Annotated in this window: 17 protein-coding genes and 1 tRNA gene; 9 read left to right on the forward strand and 9 right to left on the reverse strand. The window is 53.6% G+C overall.

The features are described from left to right. The first annotated feature begins 155 nt into the window (after nucleotides 1–155). Together gyrA and rcsC are read left to right on the forward strand one after the other, a co-directional pair. Nucleotides 156–2,792 carry a DNA topoisomerase (ATP-hydrolyzing) subunit A gene (gene gyrA / locus HX778_RS00695; RefSeq protein WP_038480959.1) on the forward strand — a complete coding sequence of 879 codons (2,637 nt, stop codon included), beginning with the start codon at nucleotides 156–158 and terminating at the stop codon, nucleotides 2,790–2,792. Nucleotides 2,793–3,080: 288 nt separating this feature from the next. Continuing rightward, complete coding sequence (gene rcsC, locus HX778_RS00700) at nucleotides 3,081–5,933, forward strand: two-component system sensor histidine kinase RcsC (RefSeq protein ID WP_176981064.1); 2,853 nt, start codon at nucleotides 3,081–3,083, stop codon at nucleotides 5,931–5,933. Between the two features lie 66 nt (nucleotides 5,934–5,999). Here the strand turns inward: rcsC and rcsB are convergent, their stop codons facing one another. Next, nucleotides 6,000–6,650 (reverse strand): response regulator transcription factor RcsB, encoded by a 651-nt coding sequence (rcsB, locus tag HX778_RS00705; RefSeq protein ID WP_038480967.1) that lies wholly within the window; start codon nucleotides 6,648–6,650, stop codon nucleotides 6,000–6,002. A 16-nt stretch (nucleotides 6,651–6,666) separates the two neighbouring features. Next, entirely contained in the window at nucleotides 6,667–9,327 is a 2,661-nt protein-coding gene (gene rcsD / locus HX778_RS00710) for a phosphotransferase RcsD (RefSeq protein WP_176981065.1), read from the reverse strand. A gap of 837 nt (nucleotides 9,328–10,164) precedes the next feature. Between rcsD and HX778_RS00715 the strand changes: the two genes are divergently transcribed. The 6 genes from HX778_RS00715 to mgtE all read left to right on the forward strand — a co-directional run bounded on the left by HX778_RS00715 (nucleotide 10,165) and on the right by mgtE (nucleotide 17,646). Continuing rightward, on the forward strand, nucleotides 10,165–11,259 hold the full coding sequence (locus HX778_RS00715) for a porin OmpC (RefSeq protein ID WP_038480972.1): 1,095 nt from the start codon (nucleotides 10,165–10,167) through the stop codon (nucleotides 11,257–11,259). A 281-nt stretch (nucleotides 11,260–11,540) separates the two neighbouring features. Beyond that, on the forward strand, nucleotides 11,541–12,587 hold the full coding sequence (gene apbE, locus HX778_RS00720; protein WP_176981066.1) for an FAD:protein FMN transferase ApbE: 1,047 nt from the start codon (nucleotides 11,541–11,543) through the stop codon (nucleotides 12,585–12,587). Nucleotides 12,588–12,660: 73 nt separating this feature from the next. Further along, complete coding sequence (ada, locus tag HX778_RS00725) at nucleotides 12,661–13,734, forward strand: bifunctional DNA-binding transcriptional regulator/O6-methylguanine-DNA methyltransferase Ada (protein ID WP_081948201.1); 1,074 nt, start codon at nucleotides 12,661–12,663, stop codon at nucleotides 13,732–13,734. Then, the gene (alkB, locus tag HX778_RS00730) at nucleotides 13,734–14,375 is read left to right on the forward strand and encodes a DNA oxidative demethylase AlkB (protein WP_038480981.1); all 642 of its coding nucleotides are present in this window, start codon (nucleotides 13,734–13,736) and stop codon (nucleotides 14,373–14,375) included. Before ada ends, alkB begins: the two co-directional genes overlap by 1 nt. A gap of 83 nt (nucleotides 14,376–14,458) precedes the next feature. After that, a complete protein-coding gene (locus HX778_RS00735; protein ID WP_176981067.1) occupies nucleotides 14,459–16,105 on the forward strand; it encodes a multidrug ABC transporter permease/ATP-binding protein in 1,647 nt (548 codons plus the stop codon). A gap of 113 nt (nucleotides 16,106–16,218) precedes the next feature. Continuing rightward, complete coding sequence (gene mgtE / locus HX778_RS00740) at nucleotides 16,219–17,646, forward strand: magnesium transporter (RefSeq protein WP_038480989.1); 1,428 nt, start codon at nucleotides 16,219–16,221, stop codon at nucleotides 17,644–17,646. Between the two features lie 42 nt (nucleotides 17,647–17,688). Here mgtE and HX778_RS00745 read toward each other — a convergent pair whose 3' ends face one another. The 4 genes from HX778_RS00745 to HX778_RS00760 all read right to left on the reverse strand — a co-directional run bounded on the left by HX778_RS00745 (nucleotide 17,689) and on the right by HX778_RS00760 (nucleotide 21,011). Continuing rightward, nucleotides 17,689–18,690 (reverse strand): glycosyltransferase, encoded by a 1,002-nt coding sequence (locus HX778_RS00745; RefSeq protein WP_176981068.1) that lies wholly within the window; start codon nucleotides 18,688–18,690, stop codon nucleotides 17,689–17,691. Between the two features lie 157 nt (nucleotides 18,691–18,847). Further along, a tRNA-Pro gene (locus HX778_RS00750) sits at nucleotides 18,848–18,924 on the reverse strand. Nucleotides 18,925–19,000: 76 nt separating this feature from the next. Further along, on the reverse strand, nucleotides 19,001–20,764 hold the full coding sequence (yejM, locus tag HX778_RS00755; protein WP_176981069.1) for an LPS biosynthesis-modulating metalloenzyme YejM: 1,764 nt from the start codon (nucleotides 20,762–20,764) through the stop codon (nucleotides 19,001–19,003). Nucleotides 20,765–20,783: 19 nt separating this feature from the next. Continuing rightward, nucleotides 20,784–21,011 (reverse strand): YejL family protein, encoded by a 228-nt coding sequence (locus tag HX778_RS00760; RefSeq protein ID WP_016537389.1) that lies wholly within the window; start codon nucleotides 21,009–21,011, stop codon nucleotides 20,784–20,786. Nucleotides 21,012–21,147: 136 nt separating this feature from the next. On the opposite strand from HX778_RS00760, the gene yejK reads away from it, so the two are divergent. Then, nucleotides 21,148–22,155, forward strand: coding sequence for a nucleoid-associated protein YejK (yejK, locus tag HX778_RS00765; RefSeq protein ID WP_038480995.1), 1,008 nt, complete (start codon nucleotides 21,148–21,150; stop codon nucleotides 22,153–22,155). A gap of 58 nt (nucleotides 22,156–22,213) precedes the next feature. Here the strand turns inward: yejK and HX778_RS00770 are convergent, their stop codons facing one another. From HX778_RS00770 to HX778_RS00780, 3 genes are all read right to left on the reverse strand, one after another. After that, nucleotides 22,214–22,669 carry a DOPA 4,5-dioxygenase family protein gene (locus tag HX778_RS00770; RefSeq protein WP_176981070.1) on the reverse strand — a complete coding sequence of 152 codons (456 nt, stop codon included), beginning with the start codon at nucleotides 22,667–22,669 and terminating at the stop codon, nucleotides 22,214–22,216. Nucleotides 22,670–22,763: 94 nt separating this feature from the next. Beyond that, nucleotides 22,764–23,048 (reverse strand): 50S ribosomal protein L25, encoded by a 285-nt coding sequence (gene rplY / locus HX778_RS00775; RefSeq protein WP_038480998.1) that lies wholly within the window; start codon nucleotides 23,046–23,048, stop codon nucleotides 22,764–22,766. A 127-nt stretch (nucleotides 23,049–23,175) separates the two neighbouring features. Next, a complete protein-coding gene (locus tag HX778_RS00780) occupies nucleotides 23,176–24,936 on the reverse strand; it encodes a DEAD/DEAH box helicase (RefSeq protein WP_176981071.1) in 1,761 nt (586 codons plus the stop codon). Between the last annotated feature and the right edge of the window lie 125 nt (nucleotides 24,937–25,061).

The following is a 25,061-nucleotide window of genomic DNA, read 5'->3' on the forward strand; positions in this document are numbered from 1 at the left end:
CGGTGACTCCTTGCAGATGTTAAGGCAGGCAGTATATCAGGCTAACGGCGTGAATAAAGCGCCGACAATTGCGTTCAGGTTTCCCCACACAGGGCCGGATGTGTTATAATTTGCGACCTTTGAATCCGGGAAAACAGTAGAGGGATAGCGGTTACATGAGCGACCTTGCCAGAGAAATTACGCCGGTCAACATTGAGGAAGAGCTTAAGAGCTCGTATCTGGATTATGCGATGTCGGTTATTGTCGGCCGCGCACTGCCAGATGTCCGAGATGGACTTAAGCCGGTACACCGTCGCGTACTATACGCGATGAACGTATTGGGCAATGACTGGAACAAAGCATACAAAAAATCCGCCCGTGTTGTTGGTGACGTAATCGGTAAATATCACCCCCATGGTGATACCGCGGTTTACGACACCATCGTCCGTATGGCACAGCCATTTTCCCTGCGTTACATGCTGGTCGACGGCCAGGGTAACTTCGGTTCCGTAGACGGCGACTCCGCCGCGGCGATGCGTTATACGGAAATCCGTATGTCGAAAATCGCCCACGAACTGATGGCAGACCTGGAAAAAGATACGGTTGATTTCGTCGATAACTACGACGGCACCGAAAAAATTCCGGACGTCATGCCAACCAAAATTCCTAACCTGCTGGTAAACGGTTCATCCGGTATCGCAGTTGGGATGGCGACCAACATTCCGCCACACAACATTACCGAAGTCATCAACGGCTGCCTCGCGTATATCGAAGACGAGAACATCAGCGTTGAAGGCCTGATGGAGCACATCCCTGGCCCGGACTTCCCGACTGCCGCTATCATTAACGGCCGCCGCGGTATTGAAGAAGCCTACCGTACCGGTCGCGGTAAAATTTATATTCGTGCCCGCGCCGAAGTAGAAGCGGATGCGAAAACCGGCCGCGAAACTATCATCGTTCATGAAATTCCTTATCAGGTGAACAAAGCTCGCCTGATCGAGAAAATCGCCGAGCTGGTGAAAGACAAACGTGTAGAAGGCATTAGCGCCCTGCGCGATGAGTCTGACAAAGACGGTATGCGTATTGTTATTGAGATTAAGCGCGACGCCGTTGGTGAAGTGGTGCTCAATAACCTTTACTCCCAGACCCAGCTGCAGGTTTCCTTCGGTATCAACATGGTGGCACTGCACCATGGTCAGCCGAAGATAATGAACCTGAAAGATATTCTTTCTGCTTTTGTGCGTCACCGTCGCGAAGTGGTTACCCGTCGTACCATTTTCGAACTGCGTAAAGCGCGCGATCGTGCCCATATCCTCGAAGGTCTGGCGATCGCCCTGGCGAACATCGACCCGATCATTGAGCTGATTCGTCACTCGCCAAATGCCGCAGAGGCAAAAGCTGGCCTGATTGCTCGTTCGTGGGATCTGGGTAACGTTGCCGCGATGCTGGAACGTGCCGGTGACGACGCCGCGCGTCCTGAGTGGCTGGAGCCCGAGTTTGGTATCCGCGACGGCCAGTACTTCCTCACCGAGCAGCAGGCTCAGGCGATTCTGGATCTGCGTCTGCAGAAACTGACCGGCCTCGAGCACGAAAAACTGCTCGACGAGTATAAAGAGCTGCTGGAGCAGATAGCCGAACTGCTGCATATCCTGGGCAGCGCAGAGCGCCTGATGGAAGTTATCCGTGAAGAGCTGGAAGCGATGCGCGATCAGTTCGGCGACAACCGCCGCACCGAGATCACGGCTAACACCGCGGATATCAACATTGAAGACCTGATCAACCAGGAAGACGTGGTGGTCACCCTGTCTCACCAGGGCTATGTGAAGTATCAGCCGCTGACCGATTATGAAGCGCAGCGCCGTGGTGGCAAAGGCAAGTCAGCCGCACGTATTAAAGAAGAAGACTTTATTGACCGCCTGCTGGTGGCCAACACCCATGACACGATCCTGCTGTTCTCCAGCCGTGGTCGCCTGTACTGGATGAAGGTTTATCAGCTGCCGGAAGCGAGCCGTGGCGCACGTGGTCGCCCAATTGTGAACCTGCTGCCGCTTGAGCAGGACGAGCGCATCACCGCGATTCTGCCGGTGCGCGAGTACGCAGAAGGCATCAACGTGTTCATGGCGACCGCAAGCGGCACCGTGAAGAAAACCGCGCTGACCGACTTCAGCCGTCCACGTTCTGCGGGCATCATCGCCGTTAACCTCAATGAGGGTGACGAGCTGATTGGCGTTGATTTAACCAACGGCAGCGATGAAGCCATGCTGTTCTCGGCGGCGGGTAAAGTGGTGCGCTTCAAAGAAGACGCCGTTCGTACCATGGGCCGTACCGCAACGGGCGTTCGCGGTATCAAGCTTGCCGGTGACGATAAAGTCGTTTCCTTGATCATTCCACGCGGTGAAGGCGCGATTCTGACCGTGACTCAAAACGGCTACGGTAAACGTACCGCTGCGGCAGAATACCCAACCAAGTCTCGTGCAACGCAGGGCGTTATCTCCATCAAAGTAACCGAGCGCAACGGCAGCGTTGTTGGCGCGGTGCAGGTGGAAGATACCGACCAGATCATGATGATCACCGATGCCGGTACGCTGGTGCGTACTCGCGTGTCTGAAGTCAGCGTGGTTGGGCGTAACACCCAGGGCGTCATCCTCATCCGTACCGCGGAAGACGAAAACGTTGTGGGTCTGCAGCGCGTAGCTGAGCCTGTGGACGACGAAGATCTGGACAGCATCGACGGCAGCGTCGCGGAAGGGGACGATGAAATCGCTCCGGAAGCGGATACTGAAGATGATGCCGCGGACGACGCGGACGAATAATCCGGAATAGTCTGTAAATAAAGGGCCGCATTTGCGGCCTTTTAACGTTCTGACAGTAAAGGAATAAGCGTGGTTATTCCTTTACTGTGGTTATCTGAAGAAAATCAATGAATTGATTTCCCTGGTTTATTTGCAACTGCTCTCTGGAAGAACGATGCTTGTCTAAGCACAGTTCTGTATCTGGAAGGCCGCTTTTGCGGCCTTTTTTGTTTGCCGTTGCGGGCCAGGGGTTTTGCGGCTACCTTAAGCGCATCTCTATTTACTCTCTCGCGTACCGCCAGGCTTAATTTGAAATATCTCGTCTCTTTTCGAAGCACCCTTAAAATTTCGCGTTACCTGTTCAGGGCGTTAGCGCTGCTGCTCTGGCTGCTGATCGCGCTGTTTTCCGTGTTTTACATCGTTAACGCGCTGCACGATAAAGAGTCGGAGATTCGTCAGGAATTTAACATCAGCTTTGACCAGGCCCAGCGCTATATCCAGCGTACCTCGGACGTGGTGAAAGAGCTGAAGTACATTGCTGAGAACCGCCTTACCGCGCCAAATGGCGTCCTGCCGCCGCTCGAACAAAGCGCCGATAAAACCGATGCGCCAACGTTTATGCCGCTGTTCCCGGACTCGGACTGCTCGGCGGTCAGCGCGACGTGGCGAAGTTCGCTGCAGTCTCTTTCATGGTTCCTGCGCTACTGGCGCGATAACTTCTCAGCGGCCTACGATCTCAACCGGGTATTTCTGATTGGCGGCGATAATTTGTGTATGGCGGACTTTGGGCTGCGTGATATGCCGCTGGAGCGGGAGAGCGCGCTGAAAACGCTGCACGAGCGCATTATGAAATACCGCACCGCGCCGCAGGATGAACGAGCCAATAGCATCTACTGGATTGGGCAGGGGCCGCGCGCCGGTATTGGTTATTTTTATACCCTGACGCCGGTTTATCTGGCGACCCGCCTGCAGGCGCTGCTGGGCATTGAGCAAACGGTACGCATGGAGAACTTCCTGACGCCGGGCACGCTGCCCATCGGGGTGACCATTCTGGATGAAAACGGTCATCCATTAATTTCTCTGACCGGCCCGGAATCTCGTATTGAACCTGAAAGCCGCTGGATTCAGGACCGCTCCTGGTTTGGCTACACCTCGGGCTTTAAAGCGCTGGTATTGAAGAAGAATCTGCCGCCGTCGTCGCTGAGCGTTATCTATTCCGTTCCCGTTGACCTGGTGCTGGAAAGCATCAGGATGCTGATCCTCAATGCCGTGTTACTCAACGTGCTGGTCGGGATTGTGCTGTTTACCCTGGCACGCATGTATGAACGCAGGATTTTTATCCCTGCCGAAAGCGATGCCCAGCGGCTGGAGGAGCACGAGCAGTTCAACCGGAAAATTGTCGCGTCTGCGCCGGTGGGTATCTGTATCCTGCGAACGCAGGACGGTACCAATATTCTGAGTAACGAACTGGCGCACAATTACCTCAATATGCTGACCCACGAGGACAGGCAGCGGCTGACGCAGATTATCTGCGGTCAGCAGGTTAATTTTGTCGATGTGGTGACCAGCAATCATACCAATCTGCAGATTAGCTTTGTGCATTCGCGCTACCGCAATGAGAACGTGGCGATTTGCGTGCTGGTTGACGTGAGCGCCCGCGTGAAGATGGAAGAATCGCTGCAGGAGATGGCTCAGGCGTCCGAGCAGGCCAGCCAGTCGAAGTCCATGTTCCTTGCCACCGTCAGCCACGAACTGCGTACGCCGCTGTACGGCATTATCGGTAACCTCGATCTGCTGCAAACGAAAGAGCTGCCGAAGGGCGTCGACAGGCTGGTCACGGCAATGAATAACTCCTCCAGCCTGCTGCTTAAAATCATCAGCGACATTCTCGACTTCTCAAAAATTGAGTCCGAGCAGCTGAAAATTGAGCCTCGCGAGTTTTCACCGCGCGAGGTGATGAGCCACATTACCGCCAACTATCTGCCGCTCGTGGTTCGTAAGCAGCTTGGGCTTTACTGCTTTATCGACGACGACGTACCGCTAACCCTGCAGGGTGACCCGATGCGGCTGCAGCAGGTGATTTCTAACCTGCTTAGCAACGCGATTAAGTTCACCGATATTGGCTGTATCATCCTGCATGTTTCCGTTAACGGAGACTACCTGAGCTTCCGGGTTCGCGATACCGGGGTGGGGATCCCGACCAAAGAAGTCACCAGGCTGTTCGATCCGTTCTTCCAGGTCGGTACCGGCGTGCAGCGCAATTTCCAGGGAACCGGGCTGGGACTGGCGATTTGCGAAAAGCTTATCAGCATGATGGACGGTGATATCTCCGTGGATACCGAAGCGGGAATGGGGAGCCAGTTTACGGTTCGCATCCCGCTGTATCAGGCGCAGTTTGCGCCGAAGAATAACGTCGAAGGGTTGGCGGATAAGCGCTGCTGGCTGGCGGTTCGCAATGATTATCTCAGCAGCTATCTGGAATCTCTGCTGGTGAAAAATGGGCTACAGGCTCACTTCTGGTCGGGCGAAACGCCGGGCAGCGACGATATTCTGATCACCGATGACAATCTTTCTGCTCCGTGGGGCGGACGGGCGGCAATTGTCTTCTGCCGTCGCCATATCGGAATTCCCGTTGAATTTGAGCCTGGCCGTTGGGTCCACAGCGTAGCCGCGCCTCACGAGCTTCTACCTCTGTTGGGGCGGATTTACAGTATTACCGTAGACGTGCCGGGCAGCTCTCCTGCGCTGACGGCGGCGAGCGAAATCAGCGAGCAGAACGACGATATGATGATTCTGGTGGTTGACGATCATCCGATTAACCGTCGCCTGCTGGCGGATCAGCTTGGATCGCTCGGTTACCAGTGCAAGACGGCGAACGACGGCATCGACGCGCTTAACGTGCTCAGCAAAAACCATATTGATATTGTGCTGAGCGACGTCAACATGCCGAACATGGACGGCTATCGCCTGACCCAGCGCATTCGTCAGCTGGGGCTGACGCTGCCGGTCATCGGCGTGACGGCCAATGCGCTGGCGGAAGAGAAACAGCGGTGTCTGGAGTCCGGCATGGACAGCTGCCTGTCTAAACCGGTGACGCTCGACGTTATTAAACAGACGCTGGCGGTTTATACCGCTCGCGTTCGCAGTACCCGTAATGCCTGATAATTCGGTACCATAAAAAAAGCCCCGCGGTTAAATGCGGGGCTTTTTTTCATGCAGATGCGCTAATTACTCTTTGTCCGCTGGCGTCAGGCTCACGGAAGAAAGGTAGTTCAGCAGCGCAATATCGTTTTCCACACCCAGCTTCATCATCGCTGATTTCTTCTGGCTGCTGATTGTTTTGATGCTGCGGTTCAGCTTGCGGGCAATTTCGGTCACCAGGAAACCTTCTGCGAACAGGCGGAGGACTTCACTCTCTTTCGGAGAAAGACGCTTGTCGCCATAGCCGCCGGCGCTGATTTTTTCCAGCAGGCGAGAGACGCTCTCCGGCGTGAATTTTTTACCTTTCTGCAGGGCGGCGAGCGCTTTAGGCAGATCGGTTGGGGCGCCTTGTTTGAGGACGATCCCTTCGATGTCCAGATCCAACACCGCGCTAAGGATAGCCGGGTTGTTGTTCATGGTCAGCACAATGATCGACAGATCCGGGAAGTGACGCTTGATGTATTTAATCAGCGTAATGCCGTCGCCGTATTTGTCGCCCGGCATGGAAAGATCGGTGATTAAAACATTGGCTTCAAGCTTTGGTAAGTTGTTAATAAGCGCCGTGGAGTCTTCGAATTCACCGACAACATTCACCCATTCGATCTGCTCCAGAGACTTACGAATGCCGAACAGAACAATCGGATGGTCGTCAGCAATAATTACGTTCATATTGTTCATCTAATAGGCTACCTTGCTACAGCAGACTTTTGACATAAGCATCAATGTCGCTGATATATTTTTGTATGTTTGGAGCGTCACTTTCACGAATGTGGTGCTCCAACGTTTCACATAACTGTTTGCCGGGCACCAGATTCAGCATCGCAAACACGCCTTTCAGGCGGTGCGCTGTCTGAGCCAGAGCGGCAAAGTCGCCCGCTGCAGATTCAGTATACAGCCTGGTAACATCTTCCGGTACCGTGTCGACAAACAGCGCGTAATAACCGCTGGCGTGCAGCTGAGCGTTTTCATCGCCGCCCAGAGGCGAGTCCGGCGTATCTTCCTCCGCCAGTTGGTTTTCAATCAGCTGCAGAACGGCATCCTGCATCGCATTGCTGATATTAAAGTTGACCCGGAACTGGCCTGGGGCGATTTTCCGCATCCCGTTTTCATCATCGCTTAAAAGCAAGCCCGAAGCAGTAAGATTAGACGGATTATCAGTGAGGAAGATATCAAAGTCTTGACTCGCCAGTCTTTCGTCCGGGGAAATACAGTTTGCGCCCCAGTTTTCCAGCATTCTGGTCACAATGGTACGCACCTCATTGGAGGTGATATCCAGCATTGCCACGACATCATCCAGCAGTTTTTCTTCCTGCATCTCCGCCTGGGGCTCAGCGGCCATTCTGATGTGTAAATTATAGCGCGTGCCGATGTCCGGGCGCGTTTTGATGTTCAGGTGGCCACCGAGCTTGCGCGCAAGGCGATCGCAGAGATAAAACGCGAGACCATTGGCCTGGCCGTAGCGGTCTTCACTTGTCTCGTTAAGGAACGGGAAATGCAGATTATCCACTTCTCCGTTGCCGATCCCGTTGCCGGTATCAAGCACACGGAACAGCAGGCGATCCGGCCCGGCTTCCTCTTCGCTGATTTCAAGCGTAATTTTGCCAATCTGCGTGGTCGTCACCGAGTAATGCAGCAGGAGTTCCAGAATTTTTCGCAGCACGTCTTTGTCGCCGTGGCGTTTTTCATCGGCCGGCAGGTTGTTGTTGATGAGCAGCTGTAGCCCTTTACGCTTGATAATCGGCAGCATCGACAGCGCCACTTCATCGACAAGCGACTGGATGGAAAACTCGCTGGCCTGGGTTTTCCAGCTGTCTGCTTCCAGCATATTCAACAACTGAATTTCATCGACCAGGCGCACAATAGTCTGTGCATCGTTCGAGAGCTGCAGGTGTTTATCGTCGTTAATTTCTGCCGCATGTTCGGCCAGCTGCTTAACCGGAAGCTGTAGCGCCTCGCCAATGTGCTGCATAAAGGCGGCGCGGCCCTGCTGGTTTTTCTCATACAGGCGCTGGGCCTGCTTGAGCTTCTTGTTTACCAGAATTTCACGATCCTGATCGCGGATAACAAAAATCTGCGTGCGCGGCGCTATCTGGCTGCGAAACTGGCGAATCTCATACAGCTCATTATTTACCGTGGCCTGAATAACGCCCTGGTGCTGATCCGCCATCGAAATGATGTTTTGCAAGTTCAGATGGGGCAGCAGGTGGTCGGCAATTTTGTTGCTTATTACCGTGCGATTGGCATCGAGGTCGTGGACCAGCAGGCCAAGCGGCAGGATGGCCACGATCTCTTCGTTTAGCGCCCGCAGGATTTGTAGCTCACCGTTACCCGGATTGCTTTCGGTCTGGCGCTGGGGCTGCTGGCGGAAGGTCGCGAAGCCAAAAACGGCTAACCCGAGCAGCGCAATGTTCAGCAGCAACGGCAGAAGAATGTTTTGCAGCGTATCCATCATCAGCGTACCAAACGGTACCTTCCACACCAGTTGGAGCTGAGTTGTGGCCACCGGTGCGGTGATTTCAATCCGGGCGCTATTAAAATTAATGCTCACGCTGTCCGGATCGTCTTTATCCGTTGCCGTAGCGGCGGCCCGCTGGCGCTCATCTGGCTCGAGCTGGAAGCTGTCCAGCGACATTGTCGGTGGAATAAGATCGTTAATAGGCAAATCAAATGCGACCACGGTGGCCAGATGCCCAGGCTGATTAAAGGTGGTTCGAAGCGTGAAGTAATGGCCGTTTTGCCAGTTTAGCTTGCGCAGCGAAGAGAAACTTTCGCGCTCGTCCAGGGCATTGGCCTGCTGCAGCATCTCTGCCCGGCGTGAGTCCACGATGGTACCAACGCCAGAGTCTTTAAAGCCGGAGGAGAGATCTTTTAGCGGCAGGGTAGAGACCAGGATCATGCTGTTGTCCTGGCCGTTCAGGTAGTACATCGACCAGGGGCTGTTCTCCGCGCCCCAAAGCGTGTCCAGGTAGCCGGATATCCGCTGCGTCATTTCCAGCGTAGAGCTGTCATGGGAGCCAAAGATCAGCGCTTCGGTTTTGCTGCGTGGCTTGTCGAGGTAATACACGTCCTGGCGCAGGCGGGTTTCCTGCAGGTTTTCCCCAGAGGCCGCAGGCGCGGTGGCAATATTGTCGTAGATTTGCCACGTCGCATAGCGATAGGTTTCTACCCGCTTATGCAGGGCATGCGTGATGTCGACAATCTGATAGCTTTTGTCCTTCAGCCAGGCATTAACGGCGCTTTGCACCAGCACGCCCATGGAGACGAGCAGTACGATGGTCAGCAGCAAAAAGAAGCGCGTAATGTTGCCGGGGAACAGTGAGAACTTATTTAGCGACGTATTTTCAGACTGGCTCATTGTATGTAGGTAACCCGGCGAAGCCTCGCCAATCCTGGATGATAGATAGCCCAACTGATTGCGTGGGCCGTTTAGCCTTAGCGTCTTCGCGCCGGCAGACGCTAAGAATACCTTTATATGGCGATACAGTCAGCAATCTGACGCAGTATAGGGGGTTCTCAGGCGTTTTTCAGGTGACTGATTATTAGGATAAATCCTTAAATAAGAATTTACGTTAAGTTACTGAGAGAGATTTGTACAGTTGGGGAAGATTTGTACAGCTATTTGTGGCGAACGCAGAGAGGCAATAAAAGGCTGTTTTTAAGAATCATCTGGGTTGTGCATGAAATATGGAGAAAAAAAGCAGATTGATTAATTAACAGACGTTACAAATTGCATCGGTAGCAGGAGAATATTAAAGTTGTGTAAAGAAGGGCAAAAAAAAACCGGATGCGAGCATCCGGCACTAATAGGGGTAAACGGACATTCAGATTCGAATGACGGTAATAAATAAAGTTAATGATGATAGCGAGAGTGATTTTATCGCTGAAAGTAAGAAAAAAATTATCATTCAGTGCTACTTTTTTATTTTTGGTTTAACTTATTGTTTTTAATGCATTGTTATTATTTTTTGATTATTCATGCTTATATTTTTAGCTATTCGTGCTAAAAAAAGTTCCCTCTGATTTACATTTGGATACATCTATATTGATAAATGAAACATCTATATAGTTTTCGTATCATATTCTCGTTGGATTATTCAGCCTTTGTTTTGGACAATGAATTTGCCGACTGATTAGAGGGTTAATCAGTAAGCAGTGGTAAATAAAATAAGGCATATAACAGAGGGTTAATAAGATGAAAGTTAAAGCACTATCCCTTCTGGTACCGGCTCTGCTGGTAGCAGGCGCTGCAAATGCAGCCGAAATTTATAACAAAGACGGCAATAAATTAGACCTGTACGGTAAAGTTGATGGTCTGCACTATTTCTCCAATGATAAAAGCGCTGACGGCGACCAGACTTACGTTCGCTTCGGCTTCAAAGGCGAAACTCAGATCAACGACCAGCTGACCGGTTACGGCCAGTGGGAATACAACGTTCAGGCGAACAACACTGAAAACTCAAGCGATCAGGCCTGGACTCGTCTGGCGTTTGCTGGTCTGAAGTTCGGTCAGGCGGGTTCTTTTGACTATGGTCGTAACTACGGCGTTGTTTACGACGTTACTTCCTGGACTGACGTTCTGCCAGAATTCGGTGGCGATACCTACGGTGCTGATAACTTCATGCAGTCTCGTGCAAACGGCGTTGCAACCTACCGTAACACCGACTTCTTCGGTCTGGTTGATGGCCTGAACTTTGCTCTGCAGTATCAGGGTAAAAACGGCAGCGCTAGCGGTGAAGGTTCTACCAACAACGGTCGTGGCCTCCTGCGTCAGAATGGTGACGGCTTCGGCGGCTCCCTGACCTACGATCTGGGTGAAGGTTTCAGCCTGGGTTCAGCAATTTCTAGCTCTAAACGTACTACCGATCAGAACGCCGCTGGCGTACTGGGTCACGGTGATGACGCCACTACCTACACCGGCGGTCTGAAATACGACGCTAACAACATCTATCTGGCATCTCAGTACACCCAGACCTACAACGCAACTCGCGCTGGTAGCCTGGGCTTTGCTAACAAAGCACAGAACTTCGAAGTTGTTGCTCAGTACCAGTTCGACTTCGGTCTGCGTCCATCCGTGGCTTACCTGCAGTCTAAAGGTAAGAACCTGGAAGGCTACGGCGACCAGGATCTGCTGAAATATGTTGATGTTGGCGCGACTTACTACTTCAACAAAAACATGTCCACCTACGTTGACTACAAAATCAACCTGCTGGACAAAAATGACTTCACTCAGGCTGCCGGCATCGGTACCGATGACGTTGTGGGTGTAGGCCTGGTTTACCAGTTCTAATCTCAGTCAAAATGACAAAGGCGCCGCAAGGCGCCTTTGAGACTGCTGACAAAGTTCATTGCTATAAAAAAGTCCGAACCAAGGTCTAATAAAAACAATGAATAATGTTCTCTGGTTTGCCCCAAACGGTCGAAAACCACGTCTTTCGGCTGTTTGTCATCAATCTGAAAGGCGCCGCAAGGCGCCTTTTTTCTGTCTTAAACCTCAATGGCTCGCCGCTTGCCTCATCTCTTTTCCCCTTTTGCTGTACTCTTAGCCTCCCGAAACAGGAGAGTGACACCATGGATTTACGCCTTATTCGTCGCGGCTGCTTTGCCGTAGCCCTTATAGCCCTGGCAGGGTGCGATAACGCCCAAAACAGCGCCGCAAAGTCGGTGGTGCTGGAGGGTAAAACCATGGGGACTTACTGGCGTGTTAGCCTGGCCGACGTGGACGCCGCGCAGAAGACGACGCTGCAGAAAAAAATTCAGGCTCAGCTGGATGGCGATGACAAATTGATGTCGACCTGGAAAAAGGATTCGGCACTTTCCTTTTTTAACCAATCGACCAGTACTGAACCGTATCCGGTAAGCGAGGCGATGAGCGATATCGTCACCATGGCGCTGCGGATTGGCGCCAAAACCGACGGGGCGATGGACATTACGGTTGGGCCTCTGGTCAACTTGTGGGGATTTGGACCGGATAAACAGCCTCTGCACACCCCAAACCAGGCGCAAATCGACGCCGCGAAAGCGCTAACAGGCCTGCAGCATCTTAAGGTGGTAAATGCGGCCGGGCAGCAGTGGTTGCAAAAGGATCTGCAGGGGCTGTATGTCGATCTGTCGACTATCGGGGAAGGTTACGCCGCCGATCATCTTGCACGCCTGATGGAGCAAAATGGCATTAGCCGCTATCTCGTGTCCGTCGGCGGGGCGGTGGCCACTCGCGGGACAAATCCGGACGGCAAGCCTTGGCGCGTGGCCATTCAGAAGCCGACCGATCGGGAAAATGCCGTTCAGGCAATGGTCGATATTAACGGCCATGGGATCAGTACTTCAGGCAGCTACCGTAACTATTACGAACTGGATGGCAAACGTATCTCGCACATTATTAACCCTCAGACCGGGCGACCAATCGAGCACAAACTCGTTTCCGCGACCGTTATTGCCACCACGGCTATGGAGGCTGATGGTTGGGATACCGGCCTGATGGTACTGGGGGAAGAAAAAGCGAAGCAGGTCGCGCAGCGAGAAGGGCTGGCGGTTTATCTCATCAGCAAAGAAGGAGATGGCTTCCGCAGCTGGATGTCGCCGCAGTTCAAAACCTTCCTCCTCGACGAGAAAAATTAAAAAGCAAGAACCCGAGTTTTTCATCCGGCCCTGGCTGCCATGATGGTATCGTTAAGATAAGCATGAGGTCGTGATGATGAAACAGAACAACGGTTATATTACAGAGCAGCAACGCTGGCAGGCGGTTGAGCAGCGTGATGCCCGGGCTGACGGGCAGTTTGTCTTTGCCGTCAAAACGACCGGGATCTTCTGCCGGCCATCCTGCAGCGCCCGCCGTCCGCTGCGTGAAAATACGGGGTTCTACACTTCGCCCGAAGCGGCGCTGAAGGCCGGTTTCCGAGCCTGCAAACGCTGCCAGCCGGACAAGCTTGCCCCTGAGCTGCAGCGAGTTGCGCGCATCGAACAAGCCTGCCGCATTATTGAAGCCAGCGATTCACCTCTCACGCTTGATGAGCTGGCAGGGCAGGTTGCCATGAGCAGCTTTCACTTTCATCGACTGTTCAAAAGCGTCACCGGCGTAACGCCGAATGAATGGCAAAAAGCGCATCGTGCTCGTCGGCTGCGTGACGCGCTCGCGCAGGGAACAGAGGTAACAAAGGCCATTTTTGATGCCGGGTTTCAGTCCGGCAGCGCGTTCTACCATCAGGCTGATGCCGCGCTGGGCATGACGGCGAGCCAATACCGAAAGGGCGGGGCCCGTACGCACGTGCAGTTTGTGGTCGGCACCTGCCAATTGGGAGAGTTTCTGGTGGCTGAAAGCGAGCGGGGCATTTGTGCGATTTTGTTGGGTGAACATGCCGAAGCGCTGATAAGTGAACTCGAAACCGAGTTTCCCCGTTCACAGCTCATGCCGGGTGATGAAACGTTTGAGTCACGCGTTGCGCGGGTGATTAGTTTTATTGAGTCGCCAGGAACTGAATTTATCTTACCTCTCGACATTCGCGGCACGGCATTTCAGCAGTTGGTATGGCAGGCATTAAGAGCCGTTCCGCCCGGAGCTACCGTGAGCTACAGCGAGCTGGCGGCACGTATAGGTAAGCCCGCCGCCGTTCGTGCCGTGGCCGGTGCATGCGCGGCCAACACGCTTGCGGTCGCCATTCCCTGCCATCGAGTGATCCGCAGCGATGGTGGTTTGTCCGGCTACCGCTGGGGCGTGGAGCGCAAACGTCGGCTTCTGGAAAACGAGAAGCAAAGCCTGGAGGAATAATGCTGGATTTGTTCGCCGATGAGGCCCCCTGGGAAGAACCGCTCGCAGAAGGCGCAATTATTCTGCGCCGCTTTGCCCGGGAGGATGCCGCCGCGCTGATGGCGGCCGTTCATCAGGTATCGCAGCAGGCGCCTTTTCGCCATATGGTCACGCCCGGTGGACATACCATGTCGGTGGCGATGACCAACTGCGGCGAGCTGGGCTGGAGCACAAACCAGCACGGCTATCTCTATTCACCGAAGGACTCGCTGACCGGCCAGTTCTGGCCTCAGCTTCCCTCTCTGTTTCAGGACGTCTGCGCGCGAGCTTCGCATGCTGCGGGATACGCGGATTTTGACCCTGATGCCTGCCTGATCAACCGCTATGCGCCCGGAACAAAGCTCTCTCTTCATCAGGATAAAGACGAACCGAATCTGCGTCAGCCGATTGTTTCTGTCTCCCTGGGTTTACCTGCCGTTTTTCAGTTTGGCGGGCTACAGCGTAGCGATCCGCTGCAGCGCGTCATGCTTGAGCATGGCGACGTGGTGGTGTGGGGAGGCGCATCACGGCTTTTCTATCACGGCATTCTGCCTCTCAAACCCGGCTTTCATCCCCTTACCGACCAGTTCCGCTATAACCTGACCTTTCGCCGCGCGTCGTAAGGCAAATAAAAATAAGAATTATTCTTGCTGTGGACGGCGAGCCGTTTAAACTGCTCGCTGTTTTATTTTGCAGGTAGGGAATAATGGAGCTACTTCGTGTGGTTTATCGCCAGTATCGCTGGCCTTTTATGATGGTCATGGCGTTAAGCCTGGCAAGCGCCGCGCTGGGCATCGGCCTGATTGCCTTTATTAATCAGCGGCTGATTGAAACGCCAGATATCACCCTCGCGGTGTTGCCGGAATTTTTGGGCCTGCTTTTATTGCTGATGGCCGTGACGCTGGGCTCCCAGCTGGCATTAACTACCCTCGGTCACCATTTTGTTTTTCGCCTGCGTAGCGAGTTTATTAAGCGCCTGATGGATACCGACGTTGAGCGGGTCGAACAGCTTGGCAGCGCGGCGCTGTTGGCGGGGTTAACCAGCGATATTCGCAACATCACTATCGCTTTTGTGCGCCTGCCGGAGCTGGTGCAGGGCATTATTCTGGCTATCGGCTCTGCGGCCTATCTGGCCTGGCTCTCGCCGAAAATGCTGGGCGTCACCACCGTGTGGCTGGTGATAACCATTGTCGGTGGCTATTTGCTGGTGGCGCGGGTATACAAACATATGGCCCAGCTTCGGGAGATCGAAGATAAGCTCTATAACGACTACCAAACCGTCATCGAAGGGCGCAAAGAGCTGGCGTTGAACCGCGAGCGAGCGGAACGGATTTACCAGGATACCTACACGCCTCATGCTGCCGATTATCGAAACAACATTATCTGGGCGGATACCTACCACCTGAGCGCTGTAAACTGGTCAAATATTATGATGCTGGGCGCAATTGGCCTGGTGTTTTATATGGCTAACAGCCTGGGCTGGTCCGATACCAACGTAGCAGCCACTTTCTCTTTAACGTTGTTATTCCTGCGCACGCCACTCCTTTCTGCCGTGGGAGCCTTACCGACGCTATTAAGCGCCCAGGTTGCCTTTAACAAGCTGAACAAGTTCCAGCTCGCGCCTTACGATGCCCGGTTCCCCCGTTCGAAAGAAGCTGGGAACTGGCAACAGCTTGAAATGCGCGATGTGGTATTCCAGTACGGTGACAATAGCTTCGGCGTGGGCCCGCTTAATCTCACCATTAAGCGCGGAGAGCTGCTGTTCCTGATTGGCGGCAACGGCAGCGGAAAATCTACCCTTGCGATGCTGCTTACCGGACTTTATCAGCCGGTGAGCGGGGCTATTTACCTTGATGGAAAAAGAGTTGAGGCCGAAACGCAGGACGACTACCGCAAGCTATTTTCGGCAGTCTTTACCGACGTCTGGCTGTTCGACAGGCTTCTTGGACCGCAGGGTAAGCAGGCTAACCCTGAGCTGGTGGCCAGCTGGCTTGAGCGGTTGAAGATGAGCAGCAAGCTGGAGCTGGAAAACGGCACCATTCTTAACCTCAAGCTGTCGAAAGGTCAGCGCAAGCGCGTGGCGCTGCTGCTGGCGCTGGCGGAGGAACGCGATATTATTCTGCTGGACGAATGGGCCGCAGACCAGGATCCTCATTTCCGCCGGGAGTTCTACCAGGTGTTGCTGCCGCTGATGCAGCAAATGGGGAAAACGGTATTTGCCATCAGCCATGACGATAATTACTTCATCCATGCCGACCGCCTGCTGGAAATGCGCCAGGGTAAGCTTAGCGAACTTACCGGCCATGAGCGGGAGCAGGCGTCACGCGATGCCGTAGCAAGAACGGGCCATTAGGTCAGCGTTTTCTAAACAAAGTAAAAAAAACCAGTCTATTAAGGCTGGTTTTTTGTTTTCTTCATCTTCCCGCGCTATAAACTAACTCGTCGTTTCAAGGGAACAGTTTATTTATGACAGCCATTCAGAAGTACAGCACCAAAGAGCGCGACCAGGATCGGGCGCGCATCCTGCAAATCTTGCTGACGAATAAGGCCGTTGCCAGCGGCATTCTGGCCAAAGAGCCGCTCGCTGAAACGCAAAGTGCTGAACAGGATATCGCCGAGATAGTGACGCTGGTAGGGCGGCTGCCCGCGCCGGATCTCGCCGATGTCCTGGAAGCATTGCCCACGGAAGAGCGTTTAGCGCTGTGGAGCCTGATTACCGAAGAGCGGCGCGGTAGCGTACTGGTCGAAGCGGCAGAAACCGTCTGGGACGATCTGATTGAGGATATGAGCGATAAAGCGTTGCTTAACGCGCTACGTCCGCTGGATATTGACGATCAGATCTATCTGGCGCAATACCTTCCTCGCGATCTGGTCGGGCGCCTGCTGGCGACGATGCCGCAGAATGAGCGCACCCAGGTTCGCCAGATCCTGCATTATGACAAGCACAGCGTCGGTGCGATCATGGACTTTGAAGTGATCACCGTGCGTCCTGACGTCACGCTTGCCGTGGTGCAGCGCTATCTTCGACTTCGCGGTAAAGTCCCGCAGAACACCGATAAACTGTTCGTCACCAGCCGGGACAAAACGCTGTTGGGGGAGCTGGACCTCACCGCGATTTTGCTGCATGCGCCGCAAACGCCGGTGTTTAAAGTGATGGACGATAATCCCACCTGTTTTGCTCCGGAAGATCACGATGAAAAAGCCGCACGTACCTTTGAGCGTGACGACTTAATCAGCGCCGCGGTTATCGACAGCGCCGGCAAGCTGATGGGCCGCTTAACGGTCGATGAGATTGTTGACGTGGTGTACGAGGAAACCGACAGCGATTTGCGCCGCATGGGCGGCCTGAGCACGGAAGAGGACGTCTTTGCGCCGGTGAGCAAAGCCGTTCGCACCCGATGGGCGTGGCTTGCCATTAACCTTTGTACTGCGTTTGTGGCTTCCCGTGTGATCGGGCTCTTTGAACATACCATTTCTCAGCTGGTGGCCCTGGCGTCTCTGATGCCGATTGTGGCCGGTATCGGCGGCAACACCGGTAACCAGACTATTACCATGATCGTGCGCGCGTTAGCGCTACAGCATATTCAGGCCGGCAATATCTCATTCCTGATGCTGCGCGAGCTTGGCGTGGCGTTGATCAACGGCCTGGTCTGGGGCGGCGTGATGGGAACGATTACCTGGCTGTTGTATAACGACGCAGCGATGGGCGGCGTCATGACGCTGGCGATGATCCTGAATCTTTTGGTTGCGGCGCTGATGGGCGTGGTTATTCCGATGACGATGACCAAACTGGGCAAAGATCCCGCCGTCGGCTCAAGCGTAATGATCACGGCGATAACCGACACCGGCGGATTCTTTATCTTCCTCGGCCTGGCAACGTTGTTCCTGCTGTAATCCGATATAACGCCCTGAATGGCGTTCAGGGCGTAGCGGTTTTTATTTCTTCAGTCCGGATTTTTTCACGATATACCTAATTTGTGAAATAAGACTGGAGAGGTATTTCTTCTGGCGGTATTCGTGCTTAGAACGCAGTTTTAACAGGGTGGTTGTATGGGCATCCTGCAGCGGCAAGCCTTTCCAGGGCGATTGCTCGTAGGCAATATCAAAATAGACCGACGACGGGTAACGCATCCATTGTAACCAGGGTTTTGAGCTGCTGGTGTAGTGGATAAAGACCGTCTCATCGGTAATAGCTTCGCTATGCAGATGTGACGTTTTGAGACCAAAGTGATGGGCGGCGTCATAAATCTGATTATATTTTCCCGGCAGCAACAGGCTGTTTTTATGGAAAAGAATATTCAGCACGTCCTGATCGAGGAAGCTGTATTCCGTCGTTTTATCCCCAATCATCGCCAGCGCTTTTTCGGTAAAATTGTTCAGCTTCCACTGTTCGAGATTCAGGTAAATTACCCCGGCATTAAAATAATTACCTTCCATTCCAGACAAACCCAGTCGTTCCTCGCACGTCTGCTGTACTAATCCCAGATCCGGGACCACGGCGGCATACTTTTCCCCTAATTTGAGATCCAGGAGAGCGTCAGGACTGGCTTTGCACATCACGTCGGCATCAAGATAAAGAACGGTTTTCTTAGTCGATGACAGAGAGTTAAACGCAATAAAGCGATAGTAGGTCGCGACGGTCCATTTGGCCCGTACGGGGAAATCTGAGAAGGATGTTTTGTCGATCAGATAAATATAAATATTTGTCTGGAATTTTTGCGCCAGCGCGTTAAATTTTTCGAGATGATCGTTGCTGATAAAATCAGTGAAAAAATGGAAGTTGAATTTCTTACTGCTATTAATGAGCACTGATACGGCAGAAACGGCGGCACCTAATAAAAAATTCTTGTCGATGCTATAGACAACATCATGTGCCTCTTCGCCTTCAGCCAGGGAGAGATACTCATTACTCACAATATACTTAACAACATGTTCCATTTCGAATTAGCCTATTTCTTTGCCTGTAGGGCTTTTCCCTAATGGCGTAATATGTCAAAAATCCGCCCCTGACGGAAGTGGCTGTACTTTATTTGCACGGCAGATGGAAGATTTCAGGTACAAAAAAACCAGCCACTGAGGGCTGGTTTTAAAATTTTGGTCGGCACGAGAGGATTTGAACCTCCGACCCCCGACACCCCATGACGGTGCGCTACCAGGCTGCGCTACGTGCCGACGCAGAAGAATAATACTACATTTTTTCGCGTTGATTGCAAGGACGGTTACGGCTAACTGTCTTATAAATAAACAATTAGTTGGCGATGAAACGCTTCTCGTCGGTCAGCACCTGCAGCAGCAGATCAAGCTGAGGCTTGGTCTCTTCGATTCTCTTGCCCTGCAGATCGTACATCCTGTAGTTGCCGTTATTGCTAAGCACCAGCGTCATTTCCGGCGTGGTCACGGCCAGGGTTTCGTTGTCGGCCCCAATCACCCAATTATTACGACGGGTCGCGGCAAACAGATCTTCGCCCTGAGAATATTCATTTGCCGGCGTTTTAACGTGCAGCAGGCGCTGCATCAGCGTTGTCATGACATCCTGATGATCGGTGAGCTTGGTGATGGTCTGTGCTGGCGTACCCGGCCAATGGATCACCAGCGGTACCTGAATATGAGCCCGTGACCAGGCAAAAGCATCGCGCTGTGCGCCAAGCGGGACACCGTGTCCTGCGGTAACGATCACCACGGTATTTTGCAGTTTACCCGCCGCCTGAAGCGCATCCAGCACGCGTTTAATCTGTTCATCTACGTTGCCGGCCGCGCGGGAATAGCGCCGCTCAAAGCCCTGCTGGTTGCCGTTGTCGTCAATGCTGGTGCCGTTAAAGGCCACCCACGAGAACCAGCGGTTATCGTCAGAGGCATACTGATTGAGCCAGTTAATCCACTGTGTTGCCGTCTGGCTGTCGCCCTGGTTTTTAGCCGGACGTAGCGAGAAGTCGGAGAGCAGGGCCTGGCGGTACATTGCCGAGTTAAAGCCGTCGGAGGCAAAAAGGCCAAGCTGGTAGCCCTGCTGGTTTAAGCCGGTAATCAGCGCGGCAGGCGTACGTTTTGATAGCACGCCGTCCATATAAGCCGGTGAAATGCCGTAGAACAGGCCGAAGATACCGCTGTCGGTACTATTCCCGGAGCTCATGTGCTGGGTAAAGCGGATATTGCCGGCGGCGAATTCGCTCAGCGCTGGCATATCTTTGCTCACGCTGTCTGCGTTCAGGCCGTCCACGGTAATCAGCAGAACATTGTTGCCGATACCCATATCGCGGAACTGCAGGTTACTCAGCGGATACTGCACCGAAAGCGCTTCCGGGCTGCCTTGCTCAACCAGACGACGCTGGTACTCTTGCGCATCAAGCAGGCCGTGTTTTTCAAGGAAGCGACGTGCCGTCATCGGGTAAGAAAGCGGCAGATTCGCCCGCTGCATGGTTATCGGGCGATAAAAGTTAGCATCCGCCCAGATATACATCAGGTGGCTGCTAAAGAAAGAGATAAAGAACAGAATCACTAAAGGACGCACGTATTTACGGCGACGGCCGAGGCTGCGCAGCTTCTGCCAGCTCCACGTCGCAAACAGCATCTCAATAAGCAAAATCACCGGTGCGCTGATGAACATCAGCTGCCAGTCGCGGGCCATCTCCCCCTGGTCAGGGTTAATCACCAGATCCCAGACGGTGGGATTAAGGTGAAGGTGGAAGCGCGTGAAAACTTCGCTGTCTATCAGCAATAGCGTCATGCCCGCCGTGGCTAAGGCAGCGCTGATAAAGCGCAGCAGGCGCTGCGACATCACGATAAACGTCAGCGGAAAAATCAGCAGCAAATAGGCAGCAAACACCAAAAAACTAAAGTGCCCAACGACGCTAAGGTACGAATAAACTCGCCCCGTCAGCGTCGTTGGCCAGTCGGCAATAAACAGATAGCGGCTACCCAGCAGCATGGCCAGCAGGATATTAAACAGGGCGAACCAGTGTCCCCAACTGACCATCTGGGAAACTTTTTCGCGGTAGCGCTGACGGTTAGTCACCATAACTTGTTACGATAGTTCCTTAGTGGGCTTTATCTTCGCTCACCGAAGCTTGAAGCGCCTCGGCAAAGGAGCGAGCCAAAGGACGACGCTGAGCGGACGCCACGCTGGTGTTTATCAGATTGGTGACCATATTTCCCAAAACCATCAGGGAAAGATCGGTAGGCGCGTGGTGTTTTTCCAGCACGCCGGCCAGTTCGGTCAGCATCGCTTCAACTTGTTCGTCACTGTAGCGGGATGTTTGTGGCATAAATTAAAAATCATTCGTATTCGGGAAAGGGCATTATCTTACCGTAGCAGGGACGATTTTTCCGCTTTTTTATCACGACTTGCGTCCCGGTAGCGGCGGTGGTTGAATACCGCCCGGTCTTAAAGGAGAGTTTAACATGAGTCTGGATATCAACCAGATTGCCCTGCATCAACTGATTAAGCGCGATGAGCAGACGCTGGACGTCGTGCTTCGCGATTCGCTGCTGGCAACCGACGGTGCCGTCGAAGATATGATGGCGGAGCTGCACCGCGTGTACAGCGCCAAAAATAAAGCTTACGGCCTGTTCAGCGAAGAGAGCGAGCTGGCCGAAGCGCTGCGTTTACAGCGTAAAGGCGATGAGGATTTTCTTGCCTTTACCCGTGCGGCGACCGGTCGCCTTCGCGATGAACTGGCAAAATACCCGTTTGCCGACGGCGGCATTGTGCTGTTTTGCCACTACCGTTATCTGGCGGTGGAATATTTGCTGGTGGCGGTGCTGAACAATCTGAGCAGCATGCGCGTTAACGAAGAGCTGGATATTAGCGCGACCCACTACCTGGACATCAACCACGCGGACATCGTCGCGCGTATTGATTTGACTGAATGGGAAACCAACCCGGAGTCTACCCGCTATCTGACCTTCCTGAAGGGCAGAGTGGGGCGCAAAGTGGCCGATTTCTTTATGGACTTCCTGGGCGCCAGCGAAGGCCTGAACGCAAAGGCGCAGAACAAAGGTCTGCTGCAGGCGCTGGACGACTTCACCAATGAAGCCCAGTTGGACAAAAACGAGCGCCAGGCCGCGCGGCAGCAGGTTTATGCCTACTGCAACGAACAGCTTCAGGCGGGAGAAGAGATTGAACTCTCTTCATTGGCCGATGAGCTGCCGTGGGCGGTTGACGACAAGAACTTCCAACAGTTTACCGCCGACAAGGGCTACGAACTGGAAGAGAGCTTCCCGGCCGATCGCGGAACTCTGCGTCAGCTGACTAAATATGCCGGTAGCGGCGGCGGGCTGACGATTAGCTTCGATGCCATGCTGCTGGGCGAGCGTATTTTCTGGGATCCGGCGACGGATACCCTGACTATCAAAGGGACGCCGCCGAACCTGCGCGACCAGCTCCAGCGCCGCACTTCCGGGAAATAACCCGTCAAAACGGCCCGCATATTACCGGCGGGCCGTATCAAGTACTCATTGCTTAAGCTTACGGCGCAACCGTAGGGCAAGTATTTGGGATGTATTCTGGCTCCGGACCTTCGCTTTCGGGCAGGCGGTGCAAATTTCGAATCTCCAGCTTTTCCCCCATCCAGACTGCGTGAGCGGTATGGTCGGCTTTGGGGTGCCCGGTATTAGGGTGCAGCAGCACGGTTAGTCCGCTGCGGTTGAGCATCAGCCACGGCGCCAGGCGCACAAATTCATCGGGCATAAAAGCGACCTGGTACATCGGCAGGGCGTGAGGGCCAACGGGCTCGTCGTGCCAGCGCCCGAGCAGCACGGAAAAACGCTGCGCAATTTCTTGCCGAATCCTTTCCGCGGTCGCCCTCTGCTGAGGCGTCTCGAAATAGATATGGGCGTGGTAGCTTTGTATCGTCCTGATAGCCTGGATATCCGTTTCTACGGCGGGTGTCAGCGATGCACCTGCGGGGGTTTTTTCAACCATGGAAGTTATCTCTCAGTGCCAGGCGTGGCGTCGGGAATGCTTATATAACAAAAAACCCCGCCGAAGCGGGGTTTTTTTCGAACTTAACTCGCGATTAAGCGCGAACGAAGTCGATGTGAGTCAGTTTTGGCTTGAACGGGTGACGCTGAACAGCCTGAACTTTCACTTTTACTTCTTTGCCGTCGATAGACAGGGTCAGAACTTCTTCGTAGAAACCAGGTTTAGCCTGCTGGTTCATTACGGAGTCGTGATCCAGTTCGATGGATACAGGAGCTTCCGCGCCACCATAAACGATAGCTGGGAATTTGTTTGCTGCACGCAGGCGGCGGCTCGCACCCTTGCCCTGCTCTTTACGTTCTACTGCATTGATAGTAAACATTGAATGTTTCTCTTTAAATAAGCCTGCTACAGGCGACCCAGCAGCAGGTAAAGTTTTCTGCTTTGCGGATGCAAAAGCGGGCGGCATTATAGCCATATCTGACCCTGTCGGCAATGAAAAGTACCGCTTAACCGCGCAATTCATTGGCCCGGCGGAAGCGTCCCTGGTAGTCGAAAACCTTCTCTCGAACGTTCCAGAATTGCCCCTTCATGCGGGCAACCACGAAATCAGGATGGCGCAGCAGCGCCTGCTGGGCTACAACGTCTGCGGCGTTTATCCAACGTAACGGCACGCCGGGCGCGCGTGAGTGTGGGCGGATAAACAGTTGTTCAAACGCCATACGTTGAGCGGGTGTCTGGAGACGGAAGCGCTCGCTAACGTCTGCTCCGTCTTCATCGTAATAGGTGATTTTCAGCCAGTCGCCATTAGCGTCGCCGCCGTGCTGTAGCGTCATGCCGCTGCAGCGTAGCACCAGCGCATCCTTTAGCTTCAGGGCGGCTTTGAGCATATCGTCCGGGTCGACCAGCACGTGATCGCACTGATGGCATCGGCGGGCGGCAATATCATTTTCCGCATTGCAGTTGGGGCAGTTTTTGAAGCGAAACCGATAGTCGCACTGCTCCCGCAGGCCGTCATCGTCTTCAAACCAGCCCTGGCAGCGGCGGCCAAAGTGTTCAGTTACCGTACCGTCTGCGGTGGTTTTTCCCCAGAACGTATTGGCAAAACCGCAGGACGGGCAAAAGACCTGCACCGGTACGTTGTCGCTTTTTCCTTTGGCATGGCCCACTTCCGGGGTAAATAAGTCATGCGGATTGCCGGCGTAGTCGAGGATCAGGCAGTCTTTTTTACCGGGCGACAGGCGCAGGCCGCGACCAACGATTTGTTGGTAAAGGCTAACTGACTCGGTAGGACGCAGGATGGCTATCAGGTCCACGTGCGGCGCATCAAAACCGGTGGTCAGTACCGCCACGTTCACCAGAAACCGGAACTGCTGATTTTTAAAAGCTTCGATAAGCGTATCGCGCGCCGGGCCGGGCGTATCGGCGGTAATCAAGGCTGCGTCGGTGGTGGGCAACAGGGCGATAATCTCTTTGGCGTGCTCTACCGTGGCGGCGAAAATCATTACGCCACGGCGCTCGGCGGCAAACTCAACTATCTGGCTGATGATGTGGGGCGTGATGCGTTTTTGCTGCTTAAGCTCACGGTTCAGGTCGGCTTCGCTGAACAGCCCGTTGGACTGCGCCTGCAGGCGGCTAAAGTCGTATTGCACCACCGGCATATCCAGCCTTTCCGGCGGCGTCAGGTAGCCATGCTTAATCATATAGCGCAGCGGCAGCTCGTAAATGCAGTCGCGGAACAGCGCTTTTTCATCGCCGCGAACCATGCCGTGATAGTGAAATTGATAAATCCAGCCTTTGCCGAGACGGTAAGGCGTCGCGGTCAGCCCCAATAGCCGTAGCCTGGGGTTGTTGCCGCGCAGATGCGTGAGGATTTGCTGATACTGACTTTCGTCGCTGTCGCCGATACGGTGGCATTCATCGACAATCAGCAGGGAAAACTCACCGTGAAAATGCTCAAGATTGCGGGCCACGGACTGCACGCTGCCAAACACCACTTTTCCCTGACTCTCTTTGCGCTGCAGGCCGGCGGCAAAAATGTCTGCTTCCAGCCCAAGGGCGACGTATTTCGCGTGGTTTTGCGCCACCAGCTCTTTTACGTGAGCAAGCACCAACACGCGTCCACGTGCCACTCTTGCCAGCTCCGCTATCACCAGGCTTTTGCCCGCGCCGGTAGGCAGCACGATAACGGCGGGTTCAGAATGTTTACGGAAGTAGCTGAGGGTGGCGTCCACCGCTTCTTGCTGATAGGGGCGTAGAGTAAAAGACATGGCAGGGTGGTTTTTCAACCTTCTTATCAAATGACTGCAACGATTATGCCATAAAGCACGGTTTTACCTTGAGAGAGTTTTTGATGTCGCTATACTGGCAAACTAATTATCAGGCAAACCAATTT

This window comes from Cedecea sp. P7760 (assembly GCF_013386425.1).
GTDB lineage: Bacteria > Pseudomonadota > Gammaproteobacteria > Enterobacterales > Enterobacteriaceae > Cedecea > Cedecea selenatireducens.

Excerpts from the sequence above, each read along its gene's own strand:
- HX778_RS00745 (WP_176981068.1), bottom strand. The coding sequence starts at position 18,690 with ATGGAACATGTTGTTAAGTATATTGTGAGTAATGAGTATCTCTCCCTG.
- gyrA (WP_038480959.1), top strand. The coding sequence starts at position 156 with ATGAGCGACCTTGCCAGAGAAATTACGCCGGTCAACATTGAGGAAGAG.
- HX778_RS00735 (WP_176981067.1), top strand. The coding sequence starts at position 14,459 with ATGGAGCTACTTCGTGTGGTTTATCGCCAGTATCGCTGGCCTTTTATG.
- rplY (WP_038480998.1), bottom strand. The coding sequence starts at position 23,048 with ATGTTTACTATCAATGCAGTAGAACGTAAAGAGCAGGGCAAGGGTGCG.
- HX778_RS00770 (WP_176981070.1), bottom strand. The coding sequence starts at position 22,669 with ATGGTTGAAAAAACCCCCGCAGGTGCATCGCTGACACCCGCCGTAGAA.
- alkB (WP_038480981.1), top strand. The coding sequence starts at position 13,734 with ATGCTGGATTTGTTCGCCGATGAGGCCCCCTGGGAAGAACCGCTCGCA.
- yejK (WP_038480995.1), top strand. The coding sequence starts at position 21,148 with ATGAGTCTGGATATCAACCAGATTGCCCTGCATCAACTGATTAAGCGC.
- apbE (WP_176981066.1), top strand. The coding sequence starts at position 11,541 with ATGGATTTACGCCTTATTCGTCGCGGCTGCTTTGCCGTAGCCCTTATA.
- mgtE (WP_038480989.1), top strand. The coding sequence starts at position 16,219 with ATGACAGCCATTCAGAAGTACAGCACCAAAGAGCGCGACCAGGATCGG.
- HX778_RS00780 (WP_176981071.1), bottom strand. The coding sequence starts at position 24,936 with ATGTCTTTTACTCTACGCCCCTATCAGCAAGAAGCGGTGGACGCCACC.
- HX778_RS00715 (WP_038480972.1), top strand. The coding sequence starts at position 10,165 with ATGAAAGTTAAAGCACTATCCCTTCTGGTACCGGCTCTGCTGGTAGCA.
- yejM (WP_176981069.1), bottom strand. The coding sequence starts at position 20,764 with ATGGTGACTAACCGTCAGCGCTACCGCGAAAAAGTTTCCCAGATGGTC.
- HX778_RS00760 (WP_016537389.1), bottom strand. The coding sequence starts at position 21,011 with ATGCCACAAACATCCCGCTACAGTGACGAACAAGTTGAAGCGATGCTG.
- rcsB (WP_038480967.1), bottom strand. The coding sequence starts at position 6,650 with ATGAACAATATGAACGTAATTATTGCTGACGACCATCCGATTGTTCTG.
- ada (WP_081948201.1), top strand. The coding sequence starts at position 12,661 with ATGATGAAACAGAACAACGGTTATATTACAGAGCAGCAACGCTGGCAG.
- rcsD (WP_176981065.1), bottom strand. The coding sequence starts at position 9,327 with ATGAGCCAGTCTGAAAATACGTCGCTAAATAAGTTCTCACTGTTCCCC.